Below are 26,608 nucleotides of genomic sequence, written 5' to 3'. Positions count from 1 at the left end.
GGGGGGGGGGAGTTGTTACTCCTCGACGATCTCGGTGATCGCGCCAGCGGGGCAAGCGTCCTGGCAAGCGCCACAGGCGACGCAGGAGTCCTCGTCAGCGACGGTAGCGACGTCCTGGAGCTCCAGAACGCCAGCGGGGCAGGAGTCGACGCAAACGCCACAAGCGATGCACTCGTCGGCATCAATTACGGGATGAGCCATGGTAGTTTCCTCTCTGTTGACCGACGCTACAGGCGATGCGCGCCGGTTTGATTCGGGCAAAAACATACCACGGGAGCGACCGTTTGCAATACCCTCTGACCGGCATCTTCATACCGTTCGCCGAGTATGTCGCGGCTTACTAAAAAACATGCAGGTGAAGCCGTTGAGCTGCGCAAATGTTAGCTAAAGGTGACTCGTAATATTGAGCGATTGAGCGAGCTTTTGGAAAGCGTGTCCCGGAATCGACGCTCAAAACGGGTCACGCCTTCCTCGGGGTAGCCCCAAGACCACTCCGTGTGGCTCCGGCCCAAACCTCAGCCATCTCTACATAGATCTCGATAGATTTGCCGAGAACTCAAACAGTGCGTCTACCTGCGTATTTGCGAACCTAAACTCTCGGCAATAAGAAATCTTATATGAATTGACTTAGATTTTGTATATTCCGGCCCATAAGGGGATACACTACATCCTGAAAGACAAGCCGAAACACTGCTCGGCAGACCGCCGAGTCGGTGCAAACGCACAAGAGAGAGGGAATTTCTAATGGGCAAGATTCTTGGTATCGACCTTGGTACTACTAACTCCGCTATGGCCGTTCTCGAGGGCGGTTCTCCGACCATTATCGTGAACGCCGAGGGCGACCGCACCACCCCGTCCGTCGTGGGCTTCCGTGCCGACGGCGACCGCGTCGTGGGTAAGGCCGCTAAGAACCAGGCTGTCACCAACCCCAAGAACACCGTGTTCTCCATCAAGCGCTTCATGGGCCGCAAGTACTCCGAGTGCACCTCCGAGATCAAGACCGTGCCGTATGAGGTCAAGGAGGGCCAGGGCGGCCGTGCCGTCGTCGACATCGAGGGCAAGGATTACACCGCCGAGCAGGTGAGCGCCATGACGCTCGCGAAGATGAAGGCTGACGCCGAGAAGTATCTGGGCGAGACCGTTACCGACGCCGTCATCACCGTCCCGGCCTACTTCAACGACGCCCAGCGTCAGGCCACCAAGGACGCCGGTAAGATCGCTGGCCTCAACGTCAAGCGTATCGTCAACGAGCCGACCGCTGCTGCTCTTGCCTATGGCCTGGACAAGCAGGGCACCGACCAGCGCATCCTGGTCTTCGACCTGGGCGGCGGCACCTTCGACGTCTCCATCCTCGACCTCGCCGACGGCGTGTTTGAGGTTCTGTCCACCTCGGGCGATAACCACCTGGGCGGCGACGACTGGGATCAGCGCGTCATCGACTGGATGGCCGATAAGTTCCAGCAGGAGAACGGTGTCGACCTGCGTCAGGACCCCATGGCCCTGCAGCGTCTGAAGGAGGCCGCCGAGAACGCCAAGAAGGAGCTCTCCGCCGCCCAGCAGACCACCATCAACCTGCCGTTCATCACCATGAACCAGTCCGGCCCGCTGCACCTCAACTACACGTTGACCCGCGCCGAGTTCGAGAAGATCACCCGCGACCTGCTCGAGCGCTGCAAGCAGCCTGTCACCAACGCCCTGCGCGACGCCAAGCTTAAGCTCTCCGATCTGACCGAGGTCATCCTCGTCGGCGGCTCCACCCGTATGCCCGCCGTCCAGGAGCTCGTCAAGACCATGACCGGCAAGCAGCCCAACATGTCCGTGAACCCCGACGAGGTCGTTGCCGACGGTGCTGCCGTCCAGGGCGGCGTGCTCACCGGCGACGTCGAGGGCATCCTGCTGCTCGACGTTACCCCGCTGTCGCTGGGCGTCGAGACCATGGGCGGCATCATGACCAAGATGATCGACCGCAACACCACGATCCCGACCTCCAAGACCGAGGTCTACTCCACCGCTGCCGACAACCAGACCAGCGTCGAGATCAACGTGCTCCAGGGCGAGCGCGAGCTTGCTCGCGACAACAAGTCGCTCGGTAAGTTCCAGCTGACCGGCATCCCGGCTGCCCGCCGCGGCGTGCCGCAGATCGAGGTTACCTTCGACATCGACGCCAACGGCATCGTCAAGGTCTCCGCTAAGGACAAGGGCACCGGCAAGGAGCAGCAGATCACTATCTCCGGCTCCACCGCGCTTTCCGACGACGAAGTCGATCGTATGGTCAAGGACGCCGAGGCTCATGCCGAGGAGGACAAGAAGCAGAAGGAAGAGGTCGAGGTCCGCAACCAGACCGACAGCCTGTGCTACTCCACCGAGCAGACCCTCAACGAGCTGGGCGACAAGGTTTCCGCCGACGTGAAGTCCAAGGCCGAGACCGCTATCGCCGACGCCAAGAAGGCGCTCGAGGGCTCTGACGTCGAGGCTATCAAGGCCGCCGGCGAGTCCCTGCAGTCCGTGGCCTACGAGCTGGCCCAGGTTGTCTACGCCGACGCTCAGCAGCAGACCGACGGTGCCGCTGGTGCCCAGCCTGCCGACGATGACGTTGTCGACGCCGACTACGAGGTTGTGGACGACGAGGACAAATAATCATGTCCGCCCGTAAAGCTCGCACGGAGGCGGCCGCCGCTGGCGCCGCCCCCGTTGACTCTGAGGAGAAGGACGTGAAGATTCCCGTAGAGGCCGTCGACGATACCGAGGCCAACGAGGCCGCGGCCGCCGAGGCTGTCGAGAACCAGGTAGAGGATTCCAACAAGGAGGCGACGATGACCGAGGACGAGATGGTGGAAGCTGCTATCCGCGCCGGTGAGGAAGCCGCCGACAACGACTTTAAGCTCAAGTTCGAGCAGGCTCAGAAAGAGCTTGCCGACGTGCGCAACGAGCTCGATGCTGCGGCAGAGGCCCAGAAGGCCGCCGAGGACAAGGCGAAGGACGCCACCGAGCGCACCGCCCGTCTGCAGGCCGACTGGGAGAACTTCCGTCGCCGCACCGCCAATGAGCGTATCGCCGAGCGCGAGCGCGCGACCGAGAAGCTCGTCACCGCGCTGCTGCCGGTGGTCGACGATATCGAGCGTGCGATCGACCATGCCCGCAGCCAGGAGCTTGCCGACGACTTTAAGCAGTTCGTCGACGGTGTCGACGCGGTGCATGCCAAGCTGCTCGATGTGTTTGCGCACGAGGGCGTTGAGCCCATCGACCCCAAGGGCGAGGCGTTCGATCCGCTCGAGCACCAGGCTGTGGGTCGCGTCGAGGACGCATCGCAGTACGACGAGACCGTCAACGATGTGTACCAGAAGGGCTACCGCATGGCGGATCGCATCCTGCGTTCCGCGATGGTGACGGTGACCTACGGTGGCGAGAAGCGCCCCGCACCGGAGCCCGAAGCGGCGCCCGAGGATGCTACGGCCGATACGGCCGAGAGCACCGAGGAGTAATTGAGAAGGGCCCCGGGGCAACACCCGGGGCCCTTTCTGACCTAGTGCCATATGAAAGCATGGGCCGCCGCCCGCATGGACGGCGGACGTAACAGGAGAGGAGCTACGATGGCTGCAGGCAAAACCTTCTATGACATCCTGGGCGTATCCAAGAGCGCCTCCGACAAAGAGATCAAGAGCGCGTTTCGCAAGCTCGCGCAAAAATATCACCCCGATGCCGGCGGCGACGAGGCCAAGTTTAAGGAGATCAGCGAGGCCTACGAGACGCTTTCGGACGAGAAGAAGCGCAAAGAGTACGACCAGATGCTCATGTTTGGCGGCATGCCGGGCGCGGGCGGCGCGTATGGCGGCGGCTACGGTGCCGGCGCGGGCGCGAGCGGCTGGGGCGACATCTTCGAGAGCATCTTCAGCGGCAACGGCGCCTGGGGCAGCGACTGGGGCTCGGGCTTTGCCGGTGCCGCGGGTGCTGCCGGTGCGGGCGCGGGCCGCAACCGCGCACGCAAGGGCGGCGACCTGTCGCTGACCGTCGATGTGACGGCCGAGGACGCGTTTCGCGGCGTGACGCACAAGGTTACCTACCGCATTCCCTCGACGGGCGAGCAGCAGACCATTACGGTCTCGGTGCCTGCGGGCGCGGTCGACGGAGGCAAGCTGCGTTACAAACGTCGCGGCGAGTACGGCGTTGCCGGAGGCGAGCGCGGCGACCTGGTCGTGACCACGCATGTGGAGGAGCACCCGCTGTTTAAGCGCAAGGGTGCCGATGTGACCATGGAGGTGCCGATCTCGGTCTACGAGGCGGCGCTCGGCTGCACGGTTGATGTGCCCACGCCCGGCGGCGCGACGGTTCGTCTGAAGGTGCCCGCTGGCACCCAGACGGGCAAGAAGTTCCGCTTTAAGGAAATGGGGGCGCCCGACGTTAAGCACCGTGGCCGCACGGGTGCGCTGCTCGTCGAGATCAAGGTGCAGGTTCCCTCGAACCTGTCCGACGATGAGCGCGATGCCATGACCAAGCTGCGCGAGGCCGACACGCGCGATTATCGCGAGAAGGTCAACCGTTACAAGGCGACGTTCTAGGGCGGTCGTGGCGCACGCCCGCGCCCGCGGGCTTATGATGGACGATAACGAGACGGAAAGGGGTCAGGTAGCATGGCCGAGGACAATAGGAACAAACCGCTGTACATGATCAGCGTGGCGGCCGAGCTGACCGGCATGCATCCGCAGACTCTGCGCGTCTACGAGTCCAAGGGTCTGGTGAATCCTCAGCGCTCGGGCGGTAACACGCGTCTGTATTCGCGTGCCGATATTGAGCGTCTGGAGCTCATCAACCAACTGACCGACGAGGGCATCAACCTCGCCGGCGTGGTGCGCATCCTCGATATGAAGGAGCGTGCCGAGGAGCGCGATCGCGAGAACGAGAAGCTCCGCGCCCGCGTGCGCCAGCTCGAGGACGAGCTGCACGAGTACAAGATGCAGAAGAAGATCACCGCCCTGGCCCCGCGCGACGGCTCAGTCAACCCCGAGCAAGTCATGCGCAAGCTGCTAGGCGCGGGAACCGATCTTTAGTTACGGCGGCTCTACGACGCAAATCCTAACAATATGAGAGTGGATAATCTCCCACTTTTGGTCCGCTTGAGGGCTAGAAACGGGGGATTATCCACTCCCATTTTTGGCTGGCGCTTGGGGACGTTCCTTTTGTGCCGGCACTTGGGGACGTTCCTTTTGTGCCGGCACTTTGGGACACTCCTTGCACCAAGTCTGATGTCACTACACCGGGCTCGTTCTATGCTTTACCGAGATAAAGTGAACGTGCAGATTCGTAACCCACTCGCAACCGTTCTATGGCACGATATTGAACGAATGTATGCTATGCGCCCGAGCCTTTCGGGCAGAGTGGGAGACAGTATGGTTAAGCTGTACGAGGACGGCATCTACCTGCGCGGCGGCAGCGAGGTCGTGCCTGCGGCCGAGGCTGCCGAGCGCGGCATTACGCAGACGCCTGAGGACGCCAAGCGCGGCACCATCGCGTATTCGATCTTCCAGGCACACAATACGTCTGGAGATCCCGAGGCGCTCAAGATTCGTTTCGATGCCATGGCGAGCCACGACATCACCTTTGTCGGCATCATCCAGACGGCGCGCGCCTCGGGCATGGAGCAGTTCCCACTGCCCTACGTGCTCACCAACTGCCACAACTCGCTGTGCGCCGTGGGCGGCACTATCAACGAGGACGACCACGTCTTCGGTCTCTCGGCTGCCAAAAAGTACGGCGGCATCTTCGTTCCGCCCCATATCGCGGTCATCCATTCCTTTATGCGCGAGAACTTCGCCGGCTGCGGCAAGATGATTTTGGGCTCCGACTCGCACACCCGCTACGGCGCCCTGGGCACCATGGCCGTGGGCGAGGGCGGCGGCGAGCTGGCAAAGCAGCTGCTGCGTGACACCTACGACGTCGCCTATCCCGGCGTCGTCGCCATCTACCTCACGGGCGCCCCGCGTCCCGGCGTCGGCCCGCACGATGTGGCGCTCGCCATCATCCGAGCCGTCTTTGCCAAGGGCTACGTTAAGAACAAGGTCATGGAGTTTGTGGGCCCCGGCATCGCGAGCATGACGACCGACTACCGCAACGGCATCGACGTCATGACCACCGAGACCACCTGCCTGTCGAGCATCTGGGCCACCGACGAGGACGCGCACGCGTTTTTGACCATGCACGGCCGCGGCGACGACTACCGCGAACTCAAGCCCGCCGATGTTGCCTACTACGACGGCTGCGTCGAGGTCGATCTGTCGAGCATCAAGCCCATGATCGCGCTGCCGTTCCATCCTTCCAACGGCTTTGAGATCGACGAACTCAACGAGAATCTCGAGGACATCCTGCATGAGGTGGAGCTCGAGGCCGCCAAGATCGGCGAGGGCAAGACGCACTTTAGCCTGCTCGACAAGATCGTCGACGGAAAGCTGCACGTGCAGCAGGGCGTTATCGCCGGCTGCTCGGGCGGCAACTACGACTCCGTGGTCCAGGCTGCCCGCGTGCTCAAGGGCGCCAACACCGGCTGCGGCGAGTTCTCGCTGTCGGTCTATCCCACAAGCCAACCCGTGGCGCTCGAGCTTACACGCCGCGGCTACATCTACGACCTTATGGAGGCCGGCGCGATCGTGCGCACGGCATTCTGCGGCCCGTGCTTTGGCGCCGGCGACACGCCTGCCAACAACGGCCTGTCCATCCGCCACACTACGCGCAACTTCCCCAACCGCGAGGGCTCCAAGCCGGGTAATGGCCAGCTGAGCGCCGTGGCCCTGATGGACGCCCGTTCCATTGCGGCGACGGCTGCCAACGGCGGCGTCCTGACGCCGGCGACCGACCTGCCCGAGGAGACTTGGGACGAGGCCTGCGAGTACACCTTTGACGACGCGCCGTACAAAAAGCGCGTGTACTGGGGCTTTGGCAAGGCCGAGCCTGCCGACGAGCTGGTCGAAGGCCCCAACATCAAGCCGTGGCCCGCGATGGAACCTCTCAGCGACGATATCCTGCTCAAGGTGTGCTCCAAGATCATGGACCCGGTCACCACGACCGACGAGCTTATTCCTTCGGGCGAGACGAGCTCTTTCCGCTCCAACCCGCTGGGCCTGGCCGAGTTTACGCTCAGCCGCCGCGACCCTGCCTACGTGGGTCGCTCCAAGGAGGTCGACGTCGTGGAGAAGCGCCGCGTTGCCGGTGAAGCCGCGGGCGACCTGGCGGCACTCGATGCTGAGCTTGCCAGCGTGTTTGAGGCACTGGCCGGCGCGGGTGTCACGGCCGATGCCAAGGCGACCGAGTACGGCTCTATGCTCTATGCCAAGAAGCCCGGCGACGGTTCCGCCCGCGAGCAGGCCGCGAGCTGCCAGCGCGTGATTGGCGGCCTGGCCAACATCGTCCACGAGTACGCCACCAAGCGCTATCGCTCCAACGTGATGAACTGGGGCATGGTGCCCTTCCAGATGGAGGCGGAGCCCAACTTTGAGGTGGGCGACTACGTCTTTGTGCCGGGTATCCGTGCCGCGCTCGATGGCGACCTGAAGAACATCGCTGCCTACGTGGTGCGTGCCGACGGTGCGGTTGAGCAGATTGAGCTCTACATTGCCGATATGACGGCAGAGGAGCGTGCCATCGTCAAGGCCGGCTGCCTGATCAACTACAACAAGTTCAAGGCCGCTGCCGAGTAACTCTGCTGTACGCCCCGGCCACACCTTTCCCTCGTGCTCACGCGCTTCGCGAGGGTCGCCCGAGGGAAAGGTGTGGCCGGGGCTACCGCGACGTTCTCGTTGGGTCTTGAGGGACGCTAATAAATAGACTTGCTTGACGCCGCCTCTGTTAATGGGGCGGCTTCTTTTTGTCGAAAACCACCACAAAGGGGACAGGCATCTTTGTGGTGGTCCGCGGTTTGTCTCGTTCTGTAACGGGTAGACCCTTATTTGCCGAGTAGTTGCTACAGATTTAGATAAACGGGAACTGCTGAACATTTCGTCTCGATCTGTAACATCTGAGGTCCAAAACGGCAGCTAGTTGTTACAGATCGAGACAGTTGAGCGCCAGGGTCGAAAACCACCACAAAGGGGCCTGTCCCATTCGTGGTGGTGGGGGCGAGCTCGATGCTGCCGTGCTCGTTAAGCGGCAATTTAATGGTCGGTTCTACAGAATTTCATCCGGGCTGGCGGGTTTGGTTGTTTTGGGGATGCCGAGTTTGGATGACGCGAAATCGTCAACATTGTCCTTAATTCCGTCTTTGGTGTAGACGGTGACCATATAGGTGCTGTGTCCGAATTCGCCCTTGTCGCGTGTTGCCCAGGCATCCCAGTAGGCGGCCCCGTTTCGCCCTTTGATTTTTCCGACACGGCGGAGTTCTGTTCGCTTTAATTTCCGGTTGCTATAGATGGTTCGACCGGCTTCCGCGGTGAGCCCGCACTGTCCAAGCAGCTTGTCGAGGACTTGGTTCATGTGGCGCTCATCGGTGTTTGGTGCGTAGTCGTAGGCGAGGGTGATGGAGTCGAGTGGCTGGTCGTCGATCAGATAGTTTAGCGCCTGAGGTTCAAGGCAGAAATAGGGGGAGCATCCGTCGACCTTGCCGAGCAACGGTAACTTGGACTGCCAACTTCCGGTGGGAATTGCATATTCGTAGAACACGCCACGGCAGACAAAGGAGAGCGAGGTGGCACGCGAGCCGGCGTCGATCATCCCGCAAAGATCGAAGGGCGAGGCGATACCAAAAGAAAAGGGCGTGATGACGATAAGGAAGAGCATCACGATGGGTATGGCGAGAATGGCGATGACGTTGCGACCGGTGGAATGAGACGGCTTCATATGCGCTCCTCGAGACAAAGATCTGTTGAGGATAGGCAGAAATGGATATGTTCAGAGAACAATTCAAGTTTAATCTCATGGCGCGAGATGGTCGACCGTTAGCGTCGAAAACCACCACAAAGGTGCCTGTCCCCCTTGTGGTGGTGAGGAGCACGCGGCTTCTTTTGGTAATAGTGTTAGCTGGCAGTATCATTAGTGCAGGTGGCGAAGGTTTGCATTGTGGGGTGTTTTGCCGTGAGCCGTTCTGCCCGTATTGGATTGATTGTCTTGGCGTTTGCGATCGCTGTGGTTGGCGCGGGCGCTGTCGGTATGGCATTTCTACCTGCTGCGGTGACGGAGCCGGTGGTCAAGCCTGTGACTCAATCTGTCGAACTTCTGACCGGCGACGACAAGCCCGAGACCATTACCGTTGATTTTGATGAGCAGCCGGCTGTGCTGGGTATTAGCAATTATCCGCGTATTCAGCTTGGGGCCATGCGCTATACCACGGATACAAGCCTGATCGATAGGGCGTCTGAGCTACTCAAGGGCAAAACATTTAAGCGTTGGTACGGATATGCGTCCTATCGGGCAAAAGCGAACGACATGGTTGGCGGATGCCACTCTTCCATCGAGCTGGACACTGCAAACGGCGCAAAGTTATGTGATGTCTCGTACGATCCGGGCTACGAGGGCAATGAGGGTCCGGGCATCTACATCATGGACGGCGATGTCGCCTATGTCATGGAGGGCGACCAGACCGAGCTCAACGATTTTATGGGTCAGTGTATCCAAGATGCCTATAAACAGACCTGCTTGCCTGACCCGCAGACTGCACGCGATAGTGGGTCTGCCCGTACATGGCTGTTCGAGGATGAGATGCCCTGGACCGTCGAATCGGGAAGTACGGGTTCGGCGAAGGAGTAGAGACCGCGACCACCACAAAGGTGCCTGCCCTCTTTGTGGTGGTTTTCGGTCTGTCTCGATCTGTAACATCTTGGCCGCTAAAAGTGGGCCTGGTGTTACAGATTTAGATTTTTGATCCGGGTGTTTTCTGTTCGTCTCGATTTGTAACAGATAGAGCTCTATTTGCTGACTAGATGTTACAGATTGAGATAGTAAGGGGACGAGGCCGTAGCGGGTGAGCGCACCTGCTTCCTATCTTTCAATCACTCAGAAAATCTTATATATAGAGACTTAGATTTGTGTATAAGATCGCGCAAAGCTGGCAACAATACTTCTCGAACAACGTGAAGCCGCCCCGTAGGGCGGCCGCCCCAAGAGAGGTGATTCCATGAGAATCGATAAGCTAGCAATGACGTCGCGCGAGGCGCTGCAGACCGCCATGAGCACGGCTGCCGACGCGCAGGCCGGCGCGGTAGAGCCGATTCACCTGCTGTCCGCCCTGCTCGGTGCCGGCGAGCGCAATATCTCCGTGATCATAGAGCGCATCGGTGCCGACCCGGCTCAGCTCGCACGCTCCACACAGGATGCCATCGACCACGCGCCCAAGGTTTCGGGCGAGGGTCAGCAGATGGGTCTGTCTAACGAGCTCGTCCGTGTCATCGAAAAGGCCGAGAAGAAGGCCACCAAGATGGGCGACAGCTTTGTGGTGACCGAGCATCTGCTGATGGCACTTGCCGAGGACAAGGGCGAGGCGGGCCGTGTGCTGCGCGATGCCGGCGTGACCAAGGAGCGCATCGAGCAGGTCTACGAGGAGCTGCGTGGCGATGACCGCGTGACGTCTGCCGAGGACAAGACCCAGTTTGAGGCACTGGAACAGTACGGCCGCAATATCTGCGACCTTGCCCGCGCCGGCAAGCTCGACCCGGTCATCGGCCGTACCGACGAGATTCGTCGTACCATCCAGGTCCTGTCCCGTCGCACCAAGAACAACCCCGTGCTCATCGGTGAGCCGGGCGTCGGCAAGACGGCCATCGTCGAGGGCATCGCCCAGCGTATCGTGGCCGGCGACGTGCCGAGCACGCTGCGCGATCGCGACCTCATCGAGCTCGACATGAGCGCGCTGGTCGCCGGTGCCAAGTACCGTGGTGAGTTCGAGGACCGCTTGAAGGCCGTGCTCAAGGAGGTACAGAAGTCCGAGGGCAAGGTCATCCTGTTCATCGATGAGCTCCACACCATCGTGGGCGCGGGTGCCACCGAGGGCTCCATGGACGCCGGCAACATCCTGAAGCCCGCACTCGCCCGTGGCGACCTGCACGCGATCGGCGCGACCACGCTTGACGAGTACCGCAAGTACATCGAGAAGGACGCGGCGCTCGCGCGTCGTTTCCAGACCGTTATGGTGAGCGAGCCTACCGTCGAGGACACCATCTCGATCCTGCGTGGCCTCAAGGAGAAGTACGAGATCTTCCACGGCGTGCATATCACCGATAGCGCGCTCGTGGCGGCTGCCGACCTCTCCGATCGCTACATCGCCGACCGTTTCCTGCCCGACAAGGCCATCGACCTGGTCGATGAGGCCGCAAGCCGCCTGCGCATGGAGCTCGACAGCATGCCGGTCGAGATCGACGCCACCACGCGTCAGCTCACCCAGCTGCAGATCGAGGAGCAGGCACTCATGAAGGAGACCGATGACGCCTCCAAGGAGCGTCTGGAGGCCCTACGTCAGGAGATCGCCGAGGTCCAGGAAAAGCTCAACGTGCAAAAGGCCGGCTGGCTCAACCAAAAGAACGCCATCGACCACGTGCAGGAGCTTAAGGGCCAGCTTGACGAGGCCAAGAGCGAAGAGGAGCGTGCAACGCGCAACGGCGACCTGGGCCGTGCGTCCGAGCTGCGCTTCTCCGTGATTCCGGGCCTGCAGCAGCAGATTCAGGATTCCGAGGCTGCGCTCGAGGCACAAAAGCAGCAGGACGGCGAGGGCCTCAACGAGCAGGTGACCTCCGACGAGATCGCCGAGGTCGTGAGTGCCTGGACCGGCGTGCCCGTGTCCAAGATGATGCAGGGCGAGCTCGACAAGCTGAAGGGCCTGGAGGGCGAGCTGCATAAGCGCGTCATCGGTCAGGACGAGGCCGTCTCCGCCGTCGCCGCGGCTGTGCGTCGCAGCCGTGCGGGCCTCTCCGATCCGGACAAGCCCATCGGCAGCTTCTTCTTCCTGGGCCCCACTGGCGTGGGCAAGACCGAGCTCGCCAAGGCGCTTGCCGAGTGCCTGTTCGACGACGAGCGCGCGCTCGTGCGTATCGATATGTCCGAGTACATGGAGAAGTTCAGCGTCCAGCGTCTGATCGGTGCGCCCCCGGGATACGTGGGTTACGACGAGGGCGGCCAGCTCACCGAGGCCGTGCGCCGTCGTCCCTACTCCGTGATCTTGCTCGACGAGATGGAGAAGGCCCATCCGGATGTCTTTAACGTGCTGTTGCAGGTGCTCGACGACGGCCGTCTGACCGATGGCCAGGGTCGCCAGGTGTCCTTCAAGAACACGATTATCATCATGACGTCCAACGTGGGCTCCAAAGCCATCGCCGATCTGTCCGGTAAGGACGAGGAGGAGATGCGCCATCAGGTCGACGCTGCCATGGCTCAGACCTTCCGCCCCGAGTTCCTCAACCGTATCGACGACATCGTGGTGTTCCATCCGCTCGGCATGGCGCAGATCGAGAAGATCGTCGACATCCAGCTTGCCGACGTCCGCGCGCGTCTGGCCAAGGAGCGCATGACGCTTGCCATCACCCCGGCGGCCAAGCAGATGCTCGCCGTGGGCGGCCTGGACCCGGTCTTTGGCGCCCGTCCGCTCAAGCGTCTGGTCCAGCGCGAGGTCGTGGACGCTATCGCCGCCGCCATCATCGACGGCACGGTGCGCGAGGGCGATCAGGTGACGGTCGATGTCGATAAGGACGGCGGCTTTACCGTCGTGTGCGATAACACGCCGGCGGCCACCTACGAGGTCCCCGATGCCGAGTAGATTTTTGGGACATGCCTTAAAATCTGCCAGCCGTTTCTAAACGCCAAGGGCGGCGGATCCAATTGGGTCCGCCGCCCTTTTTCGTGCGACAATCGATGATGTCGAGCACGATTGCATGGCAAGGAGATATGCAGATGATAGACAAGAACAAGACAAGCGCGCCGGCGACCGATGCCGCACCCGCCGCACCCAAGCCTGCGCCTAAGCCGGCGCCCAAGCCGCGCGACCCCTACATCCGTGCCGAGAACGAGGACGACGACGGCTACGATCCCTACAGCGATCGCCGCCCCGAGCGCGAGCCGATGTTCGAAGCCGACCCGTGGCGCTGAGTGCCATCCCAAAAAGTTTCCAATAAGTTGCGGTGAAATAGGGACTGTTTTGTGGTTTGACCAGCAAAAACAGTCCCTATTTCACCGCAACTGCGTTGGGGATTTTTCTACAGGGGGAGGGTAGTCATAAAAGCCCCGTCCCAAATTGACTGCTCGGGGAGTCGCATTCGAGCTCGGTTGTCCTCTTAGCCACTCGATATCCTTCGGAGCAATAATAGTGAAAAACTTGCTTAAGTGTTAATCAAGCTACACACAATCTTGCTCTCTAATTAATCAAGAATCAGTATAATTTTGATTAGCTAGAGAGCAAGATTGGAGAATCATGGCATTCAACGACTTGATCGCCCAGAAAATAAAGGACTTTGAACAGCAGGGGGTTCCGCAGGTCTTTGAGCGAGACCTTGATCTGGGAAACCCACAGGAGCCAAAGCGCGACAACATCGTAAATGTGGTTGTGGGGGCCCGCCGTTGTGGAAAGACGTATCGCCTGTATCAGGAGATGCGGCGGCTTCAGGGCCGGGGCGTCGAGCTTGACCGGATGCTTTACTTTAATATTGAGGACGAGCGCTTGCGCCCGTATGAGCCATCGCTGCTGGCGGACGTGCTTGACACGTTCTATGCGCTGCATCCTGCTGCTCGAACCGAGGGCGCTTACATTTTCTTTGACGAGATCCAGGAAATTCCCGAATGGGGTGCGTTTCTGCGGCGTGTAGTCGATACGGAGAAAGCGACCGTCTATGTGACGGGATCCTCTTCTAAGATGCTGTCCTCAGAACTTAAGAGCGAGTTCAGGGGTCGTTCTCTTATACGAGAGCTTTTTCCGTTGAGTTTTTCGGAATACGTTCGATATAAGACGGGGAGCGTTTTCGAGCCAGATGCGACCTTTTCCCCAAGCGATGCGGCGCTGCTTCGACATCATCTGATCGGATATCTTGAACGAGGGGGATTCATCGCGACACTTGAGCAGACGCCCGCAGACGCGATTCAGCTGCTACAGGAATATGCTTCGCGAACGGTCGCCATGGACGTCGTTGAACGTTACGACGTCAAGAACCCTCGCCTGGCATCTCTGTTCCTGACGCGGTGTATGGCATCTTCGGGACGAGAGCTGTCGGTGAACAAAGTGTACAACGAGTTCAAGAGCAGGCAGATACCCGTCAGTCGTAATTCGCTCAGCGACTTACTTGAGTATTATGAGGATGCCTACCTGCTGTTCTCCGTGCCGGAGTTCACGCGTTCACTGGCAAATAACATGCGGTCTGCGTCTAAGGTCTACGCTGTCGATCCTGCGATGTTTGGAGCATTCTCTCCCGCATCGGCATTGGACCAGGGCCAGAGGCTCGAGACCGCAGTGTTCAACGCGCTTAGAAGAAGGACTCCCGCGGTGAGGGTCGGATCGGTCTGCCGCTTGCTGATCAAAGAGAAGAGCAAAAACCATGAGGTGGACTTTGTGGCTGGGGACGCACTTCTCATGCGGGCTTATAGCCTGATTCAGGTGAGTGTGGATATGGCAAGTGAGAAAACGCGCGAGCGCGAAATTGCCGCGCTTGATGCCTCGATGGCCCAGTTCGATCTTGGCGAGTCGGCAATCGTTACCATGGATGAGCAGGCCGATATTCCATGCGAGCACGGTGTGGTACACGTTGTTCCCGCATGGAAGTGGCTCCTTGCCTAATCATCTACGGATCTGTGGGGCCAGGACCTCCTGGCCCCTTTATCACGGTTGGGGAGCACCATGATGCGCCCGGCTAGTCTTGGGCTTTGATGCTCGGCATCAGAATCTGGGCGAGGTAGTCGCATTCGAGCTTGGTGGCGGCGTCGGCCTTGCCGTCTTTGCCGACCAGCACGTTCTTGATCTGGCTATAGGTGTAGCGGTTGCCGGTCGTGAGCTCGACAAGCTCAATCGCCGTATCCATGGGGTAGGTCGACACGGGGCTCTGCGTGCGCCCGTTGATGGTTTGCGGGATCACATACGGATAGACAGGACCGCTCGCATAGACGGTGTAGCCGTTGCCTAGGCTGACCGTGCCCAAAACCGTATCGCCGTCGTCGGGGGTAAAGGTCTCGCCGTCGCGCACCGCGACGAGCGTCACAATCGGCGTATCGCTGTCGCCGGCAAGATAGATGCACAGCGTGCTGCCGTTTTGCCAAGTCGCGACTTTGCCGTACCACTCAACGGGAATATCGAGCTGATACAGGTCCGTTGCTTTATGTCGAGCATCGGCGTCGCGGGCCGCCTGCGCCTTGCGGGAGCTCACGGCGTTGGTTGCGGCGTCGCGTCGCGCGGTTGCCGCCTGCTGGAGCACCTTTGCGACCGCGGCGGAATTCACCCCGCCTTCCTCGGCATACTTGGCGGCGGTATCGATCTGGTCGTCAGTTACCGTGTCGGCCGAAGGCACCTTGAGCTTAAAGGTGGCCTGGGCACTCAAATCCTGCCCATCGCTCTTAATGGTGACCTGCGCCTTGGTAGTCGGGACAGTGTAGATGGTGCCGTCTTCCGCGATGGGGGATCCAGCAATGGAGAGCGTGTAATCGCCGGGCAGCAGCTTAATGCCGCGACCATGCTCGTCAACGTAGAGCGTTTCGCTCACGGAAGAACCGTCGGAATCCTGCCCGCTCACCTGTACGGGAATCTTGGAGCCGGTTGAGCAGTCGAGCCCTGCGGCATGCACGCCAATCTGCACCGACATCATCGTGTGTGCACTGGCGGCGACAGCGGCAGCCTGCTCTTGCTGATATCCGTTCCAGGCAGCATAGCCTGCGCCGCCGGCGACGAGCGCGACGGCCACAACGCCGGCAACCATCAGGTTGCGGCGCTTGGGCGGCATCTTACGATGACGAACCTCGGCTTCGCGTGCCGAAGGAACAGACGGTAGGGGAATATCGCCCATGGCGATGGTCTCGTCCACGGCAGGCGCGGAGCCCAGGCCGGGAAGCTCGCGGGTCAGCGAATCTTCGGCCGGCAAGCTGTCGAGCAAGATGGTTTCCTCGCTCGTGTCGGATTCGGGCTGGTCGTCGGCCTCGCATTCGGATTCCTCGTGCCCCGCCTCGTCCTCGGTGGGCGCGGCGCCATCGTCTTTTGCATCCTGATCATCGGGCTCCGCCTCGATTTTCGGCTCATCCCGCACATCAACGCTCGAATCGTCAAACGCAATCTCGGCCAGTGCGATCTGGTCTAGGCTCTCCAGGGCCTCGGCACACGCTTCTGCATCTTGGGCCGCATCCTCTTGGCCCATCGTCTCATCTTTCATATATCCCCCAAGCTCAATATCGGCTCAACACTGTACCCAAAAATGGAGCCATATAAAGCGCGTATGAAATATAAGATTTGATTTAACCTGAGCGCATCGTTCGGCCGCATCCTCGCGGCAGCAAAAGGCCCCCGGAACGCGAACGAATCACATTCCGGGGGCTCTGCAATGCGTTGAGTTGCGCGGAGCCGGCTATGCTGCTTCGCGCTCAAGCGATGTCTGCGCCAGGCACGTTACTCGGCGTGCGCGTAATCGACCTTGGCGCGACGAGCGGTGGCCTTCTCCCAATCGCTGGTGCCCTCAAAGACATCCTGCTTGTAGGGATTGCGGCCGAGCTTCTTGGCGCGGTAGGCGATGTAGATGATCGCGGCGACGTTGGCGACCAGCGCGGCAATCGAGACCGCGGTGGCGGCGCCGGGGTCGAGCGTGGAGTGGGTCACAAAGATGGACTCCTCCTGGAAGTAGGGGAACACCTGGGCAAACATGCACCAAATGGCCAGCGTAAAGGCGCGGTTCTGGATCCAGCCGCCCTTGTTCCAGATAAAGGCGGCGACGGTGGGCGCCAGCAGCAGCGCAAAGCCGCAGAACCAGGAGTGGGTGGGCAGGCAGTTGTAGGTGTAGCAGAAGTTCCAGATATCGTAGGCGATGATGTAGACCCAGGTCATATCGGGCCACAGCATGTCGGTCTGATCCTCGGAGGCGTAGACGCTCCACCAACCGGTCATGCAGAAGATGTTGATGATACCGGCGATGCCGTTGAACACGTTGTTCCAGCCGGCCAGCTGCGTGGCACCTTCGGAGGTGACCCAGGTGGACTCGCCCAGGACAAAGAAGTGATAGGCGCTCTCGAAGTCGGACACGACGGCGATCATGATGTTGATGGCGACGATCACAAACGGCCATGCGCGGAACCAATGCGCCTTGCCGATCTTTCCCCACTGGTACTTAATGGCAATGAAGCCCCAGCAACCGGCGAGCGCCGCGTATACCTTGGCGTAGTGGAACCAGCTGTTCTGGTACACATGGGTGGGGTTGGTGAGCGCCCACTCGGCACCCTGCGAAACGCCCACGGCGATGGCGACGCAGTAGATGGTCATGGCCAGCGGAGCCACGCCAAAGATGATGGCCGCGCCGAGCTTGGTGCGGCGGCCGACCTCGTTGAGCACGATCAGGCCAATAAAGACCATGGCCCAGCCGGCCCAGTGGATAAGGGTATCGCTACCCCAAACATCGAACAGCATGCTGCTCTCCTTTCACACGCCCGCGGCCCCTCTTCTGATCGCGGACAGTTTGGCCAAATGTCGTCAGTTCTGGGGCTTGCGCTCCGGATACTTGGCGGTATAGCCCTCGATGTGGAGCGTCGAGGCGATGATTTCCTTGACCGTCTCGTCGGGCACATCGGGGTGCGTGCGGATATACATCAAAAGACCCATGATGAGGGTGTAGAACGTTTCGTAGACATGGTCGATGCGCAGCTCGTGATGGGTGACAAAATCAACCACGGTGGTGTCGCAGATGTACTGAGCCACGCGCTGAACCACGTTGTGCAGAAAGCCGCCGTAGAGCGCGCCGCTGCTCGAGGTCAGGGTACTCGGCAGCTCGTGGCCGCTGGCGACCAGGCGCTTAAAGAGCGGGGCGACGGTGTCGAGCGCGCCCTCAATATCACCGACGATGCGGTTGGCATTCCACTGCTCGAGCTCGGAGATAAAACCGTCAATTGCCTCGTCCATGACGGCGGTGACGGCGGCGTCCATGTCGGCGAAGTAATGGTAGAACAATGAACGCGTGCAGCCGGCTCGCTTGGTCACGGCCGATACCGATAGGTGGGACACGCCCAGCTCGGAGCTTACGGTGCGCACGGCATCGAGGATCTCGCGACGGCGTTCGTCGCCCGTCAGGCGCTTTGCCGCGCTATCGGATGCGGGGACGGCATTGACCGCAGAGGTATCTGCTGTGTTGTTGCCCATGCGTTTGCCGCCTTTCATCCGTTTGAGCCTGACCGTTCGCCTAACAGTCTTGAATATTGTTGACGGTTCGTCAATACTGTTTTTGACACAATGTCAACTAATGGCGGGTGAACGGCATGGGGGCATGCCCGGCCTGCAAAAAAGAGGGGTGCCGCGGTCTCGCCGGGCTGTGGCAAGAGAAGGGACAACCATGATTCTCAACGGACCGGGGATTAGCTACACCGAGCCCGACATCGGTTCGGAGTTCGTGCCGCCGCTGCCGGAGCATCCGCGCGAGGCCATCGTCAAGCTGTGCGAGCACTGCACCAACCGTCTGCTGCATCGCGATGAGCTGCTGGGCTACGAGTACTGGTCGTTTGCCGAGGCCGCGACTGACGAGCAGGCCGAAGTGCTCTGCAAGATGAAGATGCGCCGTCCCTATACGCTGCCCGAGATGGTCAAGCTCACCGGCATGCCCGAAGCCGATATCGAGAAGATGCTCGACGACATGAGCTACACGGGTCTGCTCGAGTACAACTGGGAAAACCCCGAGCGCGCCAAGCAGTGGGTGCTGCCCATGCTGGTGCCGGGTTCCGCTGAGTTTCTCAACATGCGCGTGAGCCAGCTCGAGGAGCATCCGGTCTATGCCAAGTTCTTTGAGCAGGCGTCCAAGGGACCGCTGTCCAAGGCCACGCCGATGGTGCCGCCCGGTGGCGCCGGCATCGGCATGCATGTCATTCCGGTCGAGAAGGCTATCGATGCCGCGAGCACGTCGGTGCCGATCGAGCATATCGAGCATTGGCTCGACAAATACGATGGCAAATATGCCGCCAGCACCTGCAGCTGCCGCGCGAGCCGTCGCGTGATGGGCGAGGGCTGCGCCGACGACCCCGCCGACTGGTGCATTGCCGTGGGCGATATGGCCGACTATGTGGTTGAGACCGACCGCGGCCATTACGTGACGCGCGACGAGGTTTACGACATCCTGCGCCAGGCCGAGGACAACGGCTTTGTGCACCAGATCACCAATATCGACGGCGAGAACAAGATCTTCGCCATCTGCAACTGCAACGTCAACGTGTGCTACGCCCTGCGCACCTCGCAGCTGTTCAACACGCCCAACCTGTCGCGCTCGGCCTATGTCGCCAAGGTCGAGAAGGACAAGTGCGTGGCCTGCGGTCGCTGCGTTGAGGTGTGCCCGGCCGGCGCCGCCAAGCTCGGCCAGAAGCTCTGCAGCAAAAAGGCCGGCGGACAGGTGCCCGAGTATCCGCGCCAGGAGCTGCCCGACGCCACCAAGTGGGACCACACCAAGTGGTCGCCCAACTACCGCAACGACAACCGCATCGAGACGCATGAGTCCGGCACCGCTCCCTGCAAGACGGCCTGCCCCGCGCACGTTGCCGTTCAGGGCTATCTGAAGCTTGCGGCTCAGGGTCGCTATGACGAGGCCCTAGCACTCATTAAGCGCGAGAACCCGCTGCCCGCTATCTGCGGCCGTGTGTGCAACCGCCGCTGCGAGGATGCCTGCACCCGCGGCCGTGTGGACGCCGCCGTGGCTATCGACGAGGTCAAGAAGTTTATCGCCCAGCGCGATCTGGACGCCGCGACCCGCTATGTCCCACCTGTGGTGACCCCGACGCGCGCTGGCGGCTTCGATCAGAAGATTGCCATCATCGGTGCCGGCCCGGCTGGCCTGTCCTGTGCTTTCTATCTTGCCGAGAAGGGCTACAAGCCCGTCGTGTTCGAGAAAAACGAGCGCCCGGGCGGCATGCTCACCTACGGCATTCCCAGCTTTAAGCTGCAGAAGGACGTCATTGAGACCGAGGTCGAGGTCATTCGCCTGATGGGTGCCGAGTTCCGCTATGGCGTGGAAGTCGGTCGAGACGTGACGCTCGACGAGCTGCGCGCGCAGGGCTTCAAGGCCTTCTACGTTGCCATTGGCTGCCAGGGCGGCCGCCTTGCCGGCATTCCGGGCGAGGATGCCGAGGACGTGACCGTGGCCGTCGACTTCCTTCGCGAGGTTAACAGCGGCAAGATCGATACCCTGTCCGGCCGCACCATTGTGGTGGGCGGCGGCAACGTGGCCATCGACGTTGCCCGCAACGCCTGCCGTCTGGGCTCTGAGCATGTTGAGATGTTCTGTCTGGAGGGCGAGGCCCAGATGCCCGCCAGCGAGGAGGAGCGTCGCGAGGCCGTTGAGGACGGCGCTCACATCAGCTGCGGCTGGGGCCCCAAGGAGGTTCACCTGGACGAGGTCGGTCGCGTGTGCGGTATCACCTTCAAGCGCTGCACGCGTGTCTTTGACGACGAGGGCCGGTTTGCGCCCGAGTACGACGAGAACGATCTGCGCCGTGTCGATGCCGACCGTGTCGTCATGTCGATTGGCCAGTCCATTGTGTGGGGTGACCTGCTAGCTGGTTCCCAGGTGGAGCTTGGCCGCGGTCAGGGTGCCCTTGCCGATCCCCAGACCTACCAGACCGCCGAACCCGACATCTTTGTGGGTGGTGACGTCTACACTGGTCCCAGCTTTGCCATCGACGCTATCGCCGCCGGTCACGAGGCCGCGGTGTCCATCCATCGCTTTGTGCAGCCGGGCTCCACGCTCACCATCGGCCGCAACCAGCGCCGCTACACCGCGCTCGACCGCGACGATGTCGTGATCGGAAGCTACGACAACGCGAGCCGCGAGGTTGCCCACGTGGACCGCGAACGCGAGAAGGCTGCGCCGTTTAGCGAGTATGTTGAGACCTTTACCGAGGAGCAGGTGCGCGCCGAGACCGCCCGCTGCTTGGGCTGCGGCGCCTCGATCGTCGACCCCAACAAGTGCATCGGCTGCGGCCTGTGCACCACCAAGTGCGCGTTTGACGCCATCCATCTGGATCGCGACCGCCCCGAGTGCTCCACGATGGTCAAATACGAGCAAAAGCTTCCAAGCCTGGGCAAGTACGCGCTCAAGCGCGCCATCAAGATCAAATTCGGGAAGAAGTAAGAAACGCAACAAGCAGGAGAACGGCGCAGAGAGCGGTTGGACAGCGAGCGAGTCCCAGGCGTGGCGAGGTGCCTTGAAAGAGGAGGGCATAGGGCTTTTGCCCATGCCCGACGATTGAAAGGCAGATCGCCCGTCTGGGGCTCGCGCAGCGTCAAGCCGACCGCCGTTCGGTAGAACGGCGGAAGGAATTAAAAGTGCACGAGCTCGGAATCGTCTATCACATCATTCGCGATGTTGAGAATGTGGCGCGCGCTCATGGCGTGCGTCGCGTTTCGAGCGTGACGTTGCTGTTGGGCGAGGTCTCGGGCGTCGTTCCCGACTTGCTGCTCGACGCTTGGCGCTGGGCAGCAGATAAAAAGCCTATCGCGCAGGGCGCGGAGCTTATCGTGGAGCCCGTCGAGGCCGTGACACATTGCGAGGCGTGCGGCCGCGACTACGCGACGGTCGAGCACGGCAAGACCTGTCCCCATTGCGGTAGCGGCGAGACCTATTTGCTGCAGGGCCAAGAGGTAATGATCAAACAGATCGAGACCCCCGACGAGGACCCGGCAGACGCTGCTCCTGACGGCCTCTCCGACGCCCCCGATGCCGTCGACGCCGCCAACCCCCTCCACATCGCCTAACATCTAATGTCTACATGGGCTAGAGTTCTAAACATACTTGCTTCGGTTAGTCAAGTCATGTCTGTTTAAACAAAATGGTGGCACGCAGACGCATTGGGATTCACCTAAAAGCGGTCTTAACGAACGGTGCACCTTTATATGTCTTTGAAAGCAATCAGCAAATCACGTTTTAACAGGCAATGAGCTATAAGCCAGCAACGTAATCAATTTGTAACAAACATAGACGTTTAAACAAATAATCCAACCTTTTGCGATTTTAGCTATAATTCCACAATCCAAACAGGTATACTCCTTTCATGTCGTGTAGGAAATACGTAGACAAAAAGGAGGTTATGTGATGGTAAGTATTGTTCTTGCTAGCCACGGGGACTTGGCAGCTGGAATCAAGCAGACGGGCTCGATGGTCTTTGGCGATCAGCCGTCTGTTGCCGTGGTCTCGCTCGAGCCGAGCATGGGCCCCGACGATTTCCGTGCCAAGGTCGAGGAAGCAGTCGCTTCCTTCGAGGACCAGGAGCAGGTGCTCTTCCTCGTTGATCTGTGGGGCGGCACGCCGTTCAACCAGATCAGCGGGCTCATCGAGGGCCACGATTCCTGGGCTATCGTCACCGGTGTCAACCTGCCTATGCTCATCGAGGCATATTCGCAGCGCTTTGACGCAAAGAACACTGCACATGCGATCGCAAAACATCTCGTGACTGAGGCTAAGGCTGGCGTGCGCGTCAAGCCCGAGTCTCTGGAGCCCGAGGAGAAGAAGCCGGCTGCGGCCGCCGCTGCTCCTGCAGGCGCCATCCCTCCGGGAACGGTCATCGGCGACGGGCACATCAAGATTGCCCACGTCCGTATCGACACCCGTCTGCTTCATGGTCAGGTGGCCACCACGTGGACCAAGCAGATCAACCCCAACCGCATCATCGTGGTTTCCGACGGCGTTGCTCACGACGAGCTCCGCAAGACCATGATCGAGCAGGCTGCCCCTCCGGGAGTCCATGCCAACGTCGTGCCCATCAAGAAGATGGCCGAGGTCGTCAAGGACACGCGCTTTGGTGACACCAAGGCCATGCTGCTCTTCGAGAACCCGCAGGATCTGCTCAAGGCCATCGAGGCCGGCGTCGACATCAAGGAAGTCAACATCGGTTCCATGGCTCACTCCAAGGGCAAGGTCGTCGTCACCAACGCCGTCGCCATGGGCGATGACGACGTTAAGACTCTCGAGGCCCTCAAGGCCAAGGGCGTCAAGTTCGAGGTCCGCAAGGTTCCTTCGGATTCCTCCGAGGATCTCGACGCCATGTTGAAGAAAGCTAAGGCCGAACTGGCCGCTCAAGCATAGTAAAGGAGGGTCCGATACATGTCTGCAATCACTATTCTGCTTGTTGCGATTGTCGCGTTGCTTGCCGGTATGGAAGGCATTCTGGATGAGTTCCAGTTCCATCAGCCGCTCGTGGCATGCACGCTTATCGGTCTCGTAACCGGTCACCTTCAGGAGGGCATCCTCCTGGGCGGCTCGCTCCAGATGATGGCCCTTGGCTGGGCTAACGTCGGCGCCGCTGTCGCGCCTGACGCCGCTCTGGCCTCGGTCGCTTCTTCGATCATCATGGTGCTCGCCCTCAACGGTGGCGCCACCGATTCGGCCAAGGCCGTTACCGCCGCTATCGCCGTCGCCGTCCCGCTGTCGGTCGCTGGTCTGTTCCTGACCATGATCTGCCGTACCCTGGCTACCGCTATCGCTCACGCCATGGACGGTTGCGCCGAGAAGGGCGACTTCGCCGGCATCGAGCGCTGGCAGTACATTGCCATCCTTATGCAGGGCCTTCGTATCGCCATTCCGGCAGTGCTTCTGTGCATCATCCCGGCCGAGGCCGTTACCAACGCGCTTAACGCTATGCCCGACTGGCTGTCCGGCGGCATGGCTGTCGGCGGCGGCATGGTCGCTTCCGTCGGTTACGCCATGGTCATCAACATGATGGCCACCAAGGAGACCTGGCCGTTCTTCATCCTCGGCTTTGTCCTTGCTGCCATCCCTCAGCTCACGCTTATCGCCCTTGGCCTCATCGGCATCTCCCTTGCCCTCATCTACCTTGGCCTTAAGGATCTGGCCAAGCAGGGTGGCGGCATGGGCGGTGGCTCCGGCGACCCACTCGGCGACATTCTGAACGATTACGAGTAGGAGGGGAGTGATACATATGGCAGAGAACAAGATTCAGCTCACCAAGGCTGACCGTAAGAAGGTTTGCTTCCGTCATCAGTTCCTTCAGGGCTCGTGGAACTACGAGCGTATGCAGAACGGCGGCTGGTGCTTCGCAATGATCCCTGCGATCAAGAAGCTCTACACCAGCAAGGATGACCAGATTGCCGCTCTTAAGCGCCACCTGGAGTTCTATAACACCCACCCCTATGTTTCCGCCCCCGTCATTGGCGTTACCCTCGCTCTCGAGGAGGAGCGCGCCAACGGTGCTCCGATTGACGACGTCGCCATTCAGGGCGTCAAGGTCGGTATGATGGGCCCGCTCGCCGGCGTCGGCGACCCCGCCTTCTGGTTCACCCTTCGCCCGATTCTGGGCGCTCTGGGCGCTTCCCTGGCCCTGTCCGGCAGCATTGCCGGTCCGCTGCTGTTCTTCTTCGCGTGGAACATCATCCGTTACGCCTTCCTGTGGTACACGCAGGAGTTTGGCTACAAGGTCGGCTCCTCCATCGCCAAGGACCTCTCCGGCGGTCTGATGGGCAAGGTCACCGAGGGTGCTTCCATCCTGGGTATGTTCATCATCGGCGCCCTGGTCGAGCGCTGGGTGTCCATCTCCTTCACCCCGGTCGTCTCCAAGGTCACGCAGTCTGCTGGCGCCTTTATCGACTGGGCTAACCTGCCCTCTGGTTCTGAGGGTGTCAAGGAAGCACTGACGATGTATAACTCCATCGGTGCTAACGCCCTTGATCAGGTGAAGGTCACCACGCTTCAGGCCAACCTCGATCAGCTCATCCCCGGCCTTGCCGCCGTGTGCCTGACCCTGCTGGTCTGCAAGCTCCTCAAGAAGAAGGTCAGCCCGATCGTCATCATCCTGGCTCTCTTCGCCATCGGCATCATCGGTCGCGTCTGCGGCTTCATGTAAGCACGTTTCGGCTTAAGACCGAGAATTGCTAGGCAAGGGCTTTTGAGCCATTGAAACGGACCGCACCCGGTGGGTACACTGGATGCGGTCCGATTGTTTTATTTGGAGGGCGAGGTGCGCATGGCGCAATCTCAGAACAGCACGGTCGATCTGGCAACGCCGGCAACCTGCCTGATGGGGCTTACCAGCCACGGTAACGTGATGGTGGGCAATAAGGCGTTCGAGTATTACAACGAGCGCAATCCCGAGGATTATATTCAAATCCCGTGGGACGAGGTCGACTATATTGCCGCCGAGGTTTTACGCGGCACCAAGAAGATCACGCGTTTTGCCATCTTCACCAAGGACAACGGTCACTTTACGTTTTCGACGCGCGACGACAAAGAGACGTTGCGCGCGGTCCGCAAGTACGTCGACGAGGATAAGCTTGTGCGTTCGCCCGACTTTATCGATGTGACGGCCAAGGGCGCCAAGAGCATCCCCTCCGTTATCAAAAACCTCTTCCACAAAGGCAACTAGTCATTAAAGAGCGCCCCCCAAGTGGGACGCAGTTTCCCATGGGGCTCGATCGGGAAAGTGCATCCCAGTTCGAGCGCCGATTCCGGGATGTAGTTTCCGGAACGGGGTCGTTTGGGAAACTGGGTCCCGTTTCGAGCCGAAATTCTGGGACACAGTTTCCAGCGAGGTCCCATTGGGAAAGTTTGACCCAGAATTTGCCTGGATAGTGGGACACACTTTCCGGAGGGCTGTTCCACTGCAACTTCGAAGAGTGGCTATACGCTGTATTACAACGGCGTAAATCTGCTACACTAGTACAACATGCCTCCGTAGCTCAGGGGATAGAGCACCGCTCTCCTAAAGCGGGTGTCGACGGTTCGAATCCGCCCGGGGGCACCAGAAAAATCGCAGGTCAGGAGTTAATTTTGCTTCTGACCTGTTCTGGTTTTAGGGTTAAGAACTGCTTTTGTTTGTAAATCTGGTAAGTAAATAATTTAACTTACCGAGTTTTCCACTGAAAACAGGAAATCACCATTTTGGGGATAAAAAGTTTTCAACAGCCGTTAGTCGGTTCCATTTTGGTGAAGCGCTTCCTCAATTTGGGTAAAAAATTTCACCATTTTGATGATTCGGCTGCTTTGAGTTTTTGATAAAAATGCCTGTTCAGAAGCTTGAGCTATACCCATTTTGGTGAAACCAATTAATAGAGAAATATACTATAAAGATATAGGGACGGCGATGCCGTCCTCTTCGCTCGCGAAGCTCGCTGCGCGGCCACGTACCGTGTCCTTGCCGCCGGCTGTGCCGTCGATTGATTCGCTCACTGCGTTCGCTGATTGATTGATTGATGGACTAATCCGTTTTCTCAGTCACACCAGTCATGAGTGCAGCGATTGTCATGTCGAATCCGTTAGCAATTTTACAGAGGTTAGAAAGACTGACATTTCTTCGTCCGACCTCTATCGAGGCGTAGTAAGACCTGTCCATGCCGATGCGATTCGCAAATTGTACTTGAGAGTAACCAGACTTTGATCTTAATTCTTTGCAGCGTAGACCAAAGGATCGTTGTAGCGGCGAGATATCCATGACAAAAAGAGTCATGGATTGTTGTATAAAAGCCAACGGACTATATACAACAATCCCAGTTAAG

At 60.0% G+C, this 26,608-nt stretch carries 21 protein-coding genes and 1 tRNA gene; 16 read left to right on the top strand and 6 right to left on the bottom strand.

The window, feature by feature from the left end; genetic code table 11:
- Positions 1 to 15: 15 nt before the first annotated feature.
- Complete coding sequence (locus tag GPK39_RS05775) at positions 16 to 267, bottom strand: ferredoxin family protein (protein ID WP_158564522.1); 252 nt, start codon at positions 265 to 267, stop codon at positions 16 to 18.
- Between the two features lie 477 nt (positions 268 to 744).
- Here GPK39_RS05775 and dnaK point away from each other — a divergent pair, with 477 nt between their 5' ends.
- From dnaK to GPK39_RS05750, 5 genes are all read left to right on the top strand, one after another.
- Positions 745 to 2,637, top strand: a complete 1,893-nt coding sequence (dnaK, locus tag GPK39_RS05770) for a molecular chaperone DnaK (protein WP_117862657.1) — start codon at positions 745 to 747, stop codon at positions 2,635 to 2,637.
- Between the two features lie 2 nt (positions 2,638 to 2,639).
- On the top strand, positions 2,640 to 3,482 hold the full coding sequence (locus GPK39_RS05765; protein ID WP_215674313.1) for a nucleotide exchange factor GrpE: 843 nt from the start codon (positions 2,640 to 2,642) through the stop codon (positions 3,480 to 3,482).
- 108 nt (positions 3,483 to 3,590) lie between these two features.
- Positions 3,591 to 4,556: a DnaJ C-terminal domain-containing protein gene (locus GPK39_RS05760; protein ID WP_215674311.1), complete on the top strand. Its 966-nt coding sequence runs from the start codon at positions 3,591 to 3,593 to the stop codon at positions 4,554 to 4,556.
- A 72-nt stretch (positions 4,557 to 4,628) separates the two neighbouring features.
- A complete protein-coding gene (locus tag GPK39_RS05755; protein WP_195246722.1) occupies positions 4,629 to 5,045 on the top strand; it encodes a heat shock protein transcriptional repressor HspR in 417 nt (138 codons plus the stop codon).
- 339 nt (positions 5,046 to 5,384) lie between these two features.
- Entirely contained in the window at positions 5,385 to 7,685 is a 2,301-nt protein-coding gene (locus tag GPK39_RS05750; protein ID WP_215674309.1) for a hydratase, read from the top strand.
- 466 nt (positions 7,686 to 8,151) lie between these two features.
- On the opposite strand, the gene GPK39_RS05745 is transcribed toward GPK39_RS05750, so the two are convergent.
- On the bottom strand, positions 8,152 to 8,820 hold the full coding sequence (locus GPK39_RS05745; RefSeq protein ID WP_195232853.1) for a hypothetical protein: 669 nt from the start codon (positions 8,818 to 8,820) through the stop codon (positions 8,152 to 8,154).
- A 234-nt stretch (positions 8,821 to 9,054) separates the two neighbouring features.
- On the opposite strand from GPK39_RS05745, the gene GPK39_RS05740 reads away from it, so the two are divergent.
- The 4 genes from GPK39_RS05740 to GPK39_RS05725 all read left to right on the top strand — a co-directional run bounded on the left by GPK39_RS05740 (position 9,055) and on the right by GPK39_RS05725 (position 14,725).
- Entirely contained in the window at positions 9,055 to 9,726 is a 672-nt protein-coding gene (locus tag GPK39_RS05740) for a hypothetical protein (protein ID WP_195919410.1), read from the top strand.
- Between the two features lie 367 nt (positions 9,727 to 10,093).
- Positions 10,094 to 12,721: an ATP-dependent chaperone ClpB gene (gene clpB / locus GPK39_RS05735; RefSeq protein ID WP_215674307.1), complete on the top strand. Its 2,628-nt coding sequence runs from the start codon at positions 10,094 to 10,096 to the stop codon at positions 12,719 to 12,721.
- A gap of 134 nt (positions 12,722 to 12,855) precedes the next feature.
- Complete coding sequence (locus GPK39_RS05730; protein ID WP_252204707.1) at positions 12,856 to 13,050, top strand: hypothetical protein; 195 nt, start codon at positions 12,856 to 12,858, stop codon at positions 13,048 to 13,050.
- 322 nt (positions 13,051 to 13,372) lie between these two features.
- Positions 13,373 to 14,725, top strand: a complete 1,353-nt coding sequence (locus GPK39_RS05725; protein WP_215674303.1) for an ATP-binding protein — start codon at positions 13,373 to 13,375, stop codon at positions 14,723 to 14,725.
- Positions 14,726 to 14,798: 73 nt separating this feature from the next.
- Here the strand turns inward: GPK39_RS05725 and GPK39_RS05720 are convergent, their stop codons facing one another.
- The 3 genes from GPK39_RS05720 to GPK39_RS05710 form a co-directional block, all read right to left on the bottom strand.
- Entirely contained in the window at positions 14,799 to 16,301 is a 1,503-nt protein-coding gene (locus GPK39_RS05720; protein WP_215674301.1) for a hypothetical protein, read from the bottom strand.
- Between the two features lie 233 nt (positions 16,302 to 16,534).
- Positions 16,535 to 17,542 (bottom strand): DUF5692 family protein, encoded by a 1,008-nt coding sequence (locus GPK39_RS05715; RefSeq protein ID WP_118205874.1) that lies wholly within the window; start codon positions 17,540 to 17,542, stop codon positions 16,535 to 16,537.
- Between the two features lie 63 nt (positions 17,543 to 17,605).
- Positions 17,606 to 18,268 (bottom strand): TetR/AcrR family transcriptional regulator, encoded by a 663-nt coding sequence (locus GPK39_RS05710; RefSeq protein WP_215674299.1) that lies wholly within the window; start codon positions 18,266 to 18,268, stop codon positions 17,606 to 17,608.
- Between the two features lie 190 nt (positions 18,269 to 18,458).
- Between GPK39_RS05710 and GPK39_RS05705 the strand changes: the two genes are divergently transcribed.
- From GPK39_RS05705 to GPK39_RS05675, 7 genes are all read left to right on the top strand, one after another.
- The gene (locus tag GPK39_RS05705; protein WP_215674297.1) at positions 18,459 to 21,236 is read left to right on the top strand and encodes an FAD-dependent oxidoreductase; all 2,778 of its coding nucleotides are present in this window, start codon (positions 18,459 to 18,461) and stop codon (positions 21,234 to 21,236) included.
- 194 nt (positions 21,237 to 21,430) lie between these two features.
- Positions 21,431 to 21,859, top strand: a complete 429-nt coding sequence (locus tag GPK39_RS05700) for a hydrogenase maturation nickel metallochaperone HypA/HybF (protein WP_215674295.1) — start codon at positions 21,431 to 21,433, stop codon at positions 21,857 to 21,859.
- Between the two features lie 337 nt (positions 21,860 to 22,196).
- Entirely contained in the window at positions 22,197 to 23,186 is a 990-nt protein-coding gene (locus GPK39_RS05695) for a PTS sugar transporter subunit IIB (protein WP_148332486.1), read from the top strand.
- 18 nt (positions 23,187 to 23,204) lie between these two features.
- Positions 23,205 to 24,023, top strand: a complete 819-nt coding sequence (locus tag GPK39_RS05690; protein ID WP_215674294.1) for a PTS mannose/fructose/sorbose transporter subunit IIC — start codon at positions 23,205 to 23,207, stop codon at positions 24,021 to 24,023.
- Positions 24,024 to 24,039: 16 nt separating this feature from the next.
- Entirely contained in the window at positions 24,040 to 24,960 is a 921-nt protein-coding gene (locus GPK39_RS05685; protein ID WP_022094170.1) for a PTS system mannose/fructose/sorbose family transporter subunit IID, read from the top strand.
- A gap of 120 nt (positions 24,961 to 25,080) precedes the next feature.
- Positions 25,081 to 25,479 carry a DUF956 family protein gene (locus GPK39_RS05680; protein WP_006235193.1) on the top strand — a complete coding sequence of 133 codons (399 nt, stop codon included), beginning with the start codon at positions 25,081 to 25,083 and terminating at the stop codon, positions 25,477 to 25,479.
- Positions 25,480 to 25,781: 302 nt separating this feature from the next.
- Positions 25,782 to 25,857 (top strand) — tRNA-Arg (locus tag GPK39_RS05675).
- Positions 25,858 to 26,310: 453 nt separating this feature from the next.
- On the opposite strand, the gene GPK39_RS05670 is transcribed toward GPK39_RS05675, so the two are convergent.
- Complete coding sequence (locus GPK39_RS05670) at positions 26,311 to 26,544, bottom strand: helix-turn-helix domain-containing protein (RefSeq protein ID WP_231500812.1); 234 nt, start codon at positions 26,542 to 26,544, stop codon at positions 26,311 to 26,313.
- Positions 26,545 to 26,608 lie beyond the last annotated feature (64 nt).

Origin of the sequence: Collinsella aerofaciens (genome assembly GCF_018785245.1) — a bacterium.
GTDB lineage: Bacteria > Actinomycetota > Coriobacteriia > Coriobacteriales > Coriobacteriaceae > Collinsella > Collinsella aerofaciens_AD.
This window is presented reverse-complemented; position numbering and strand designations above follow the sequence as displayed.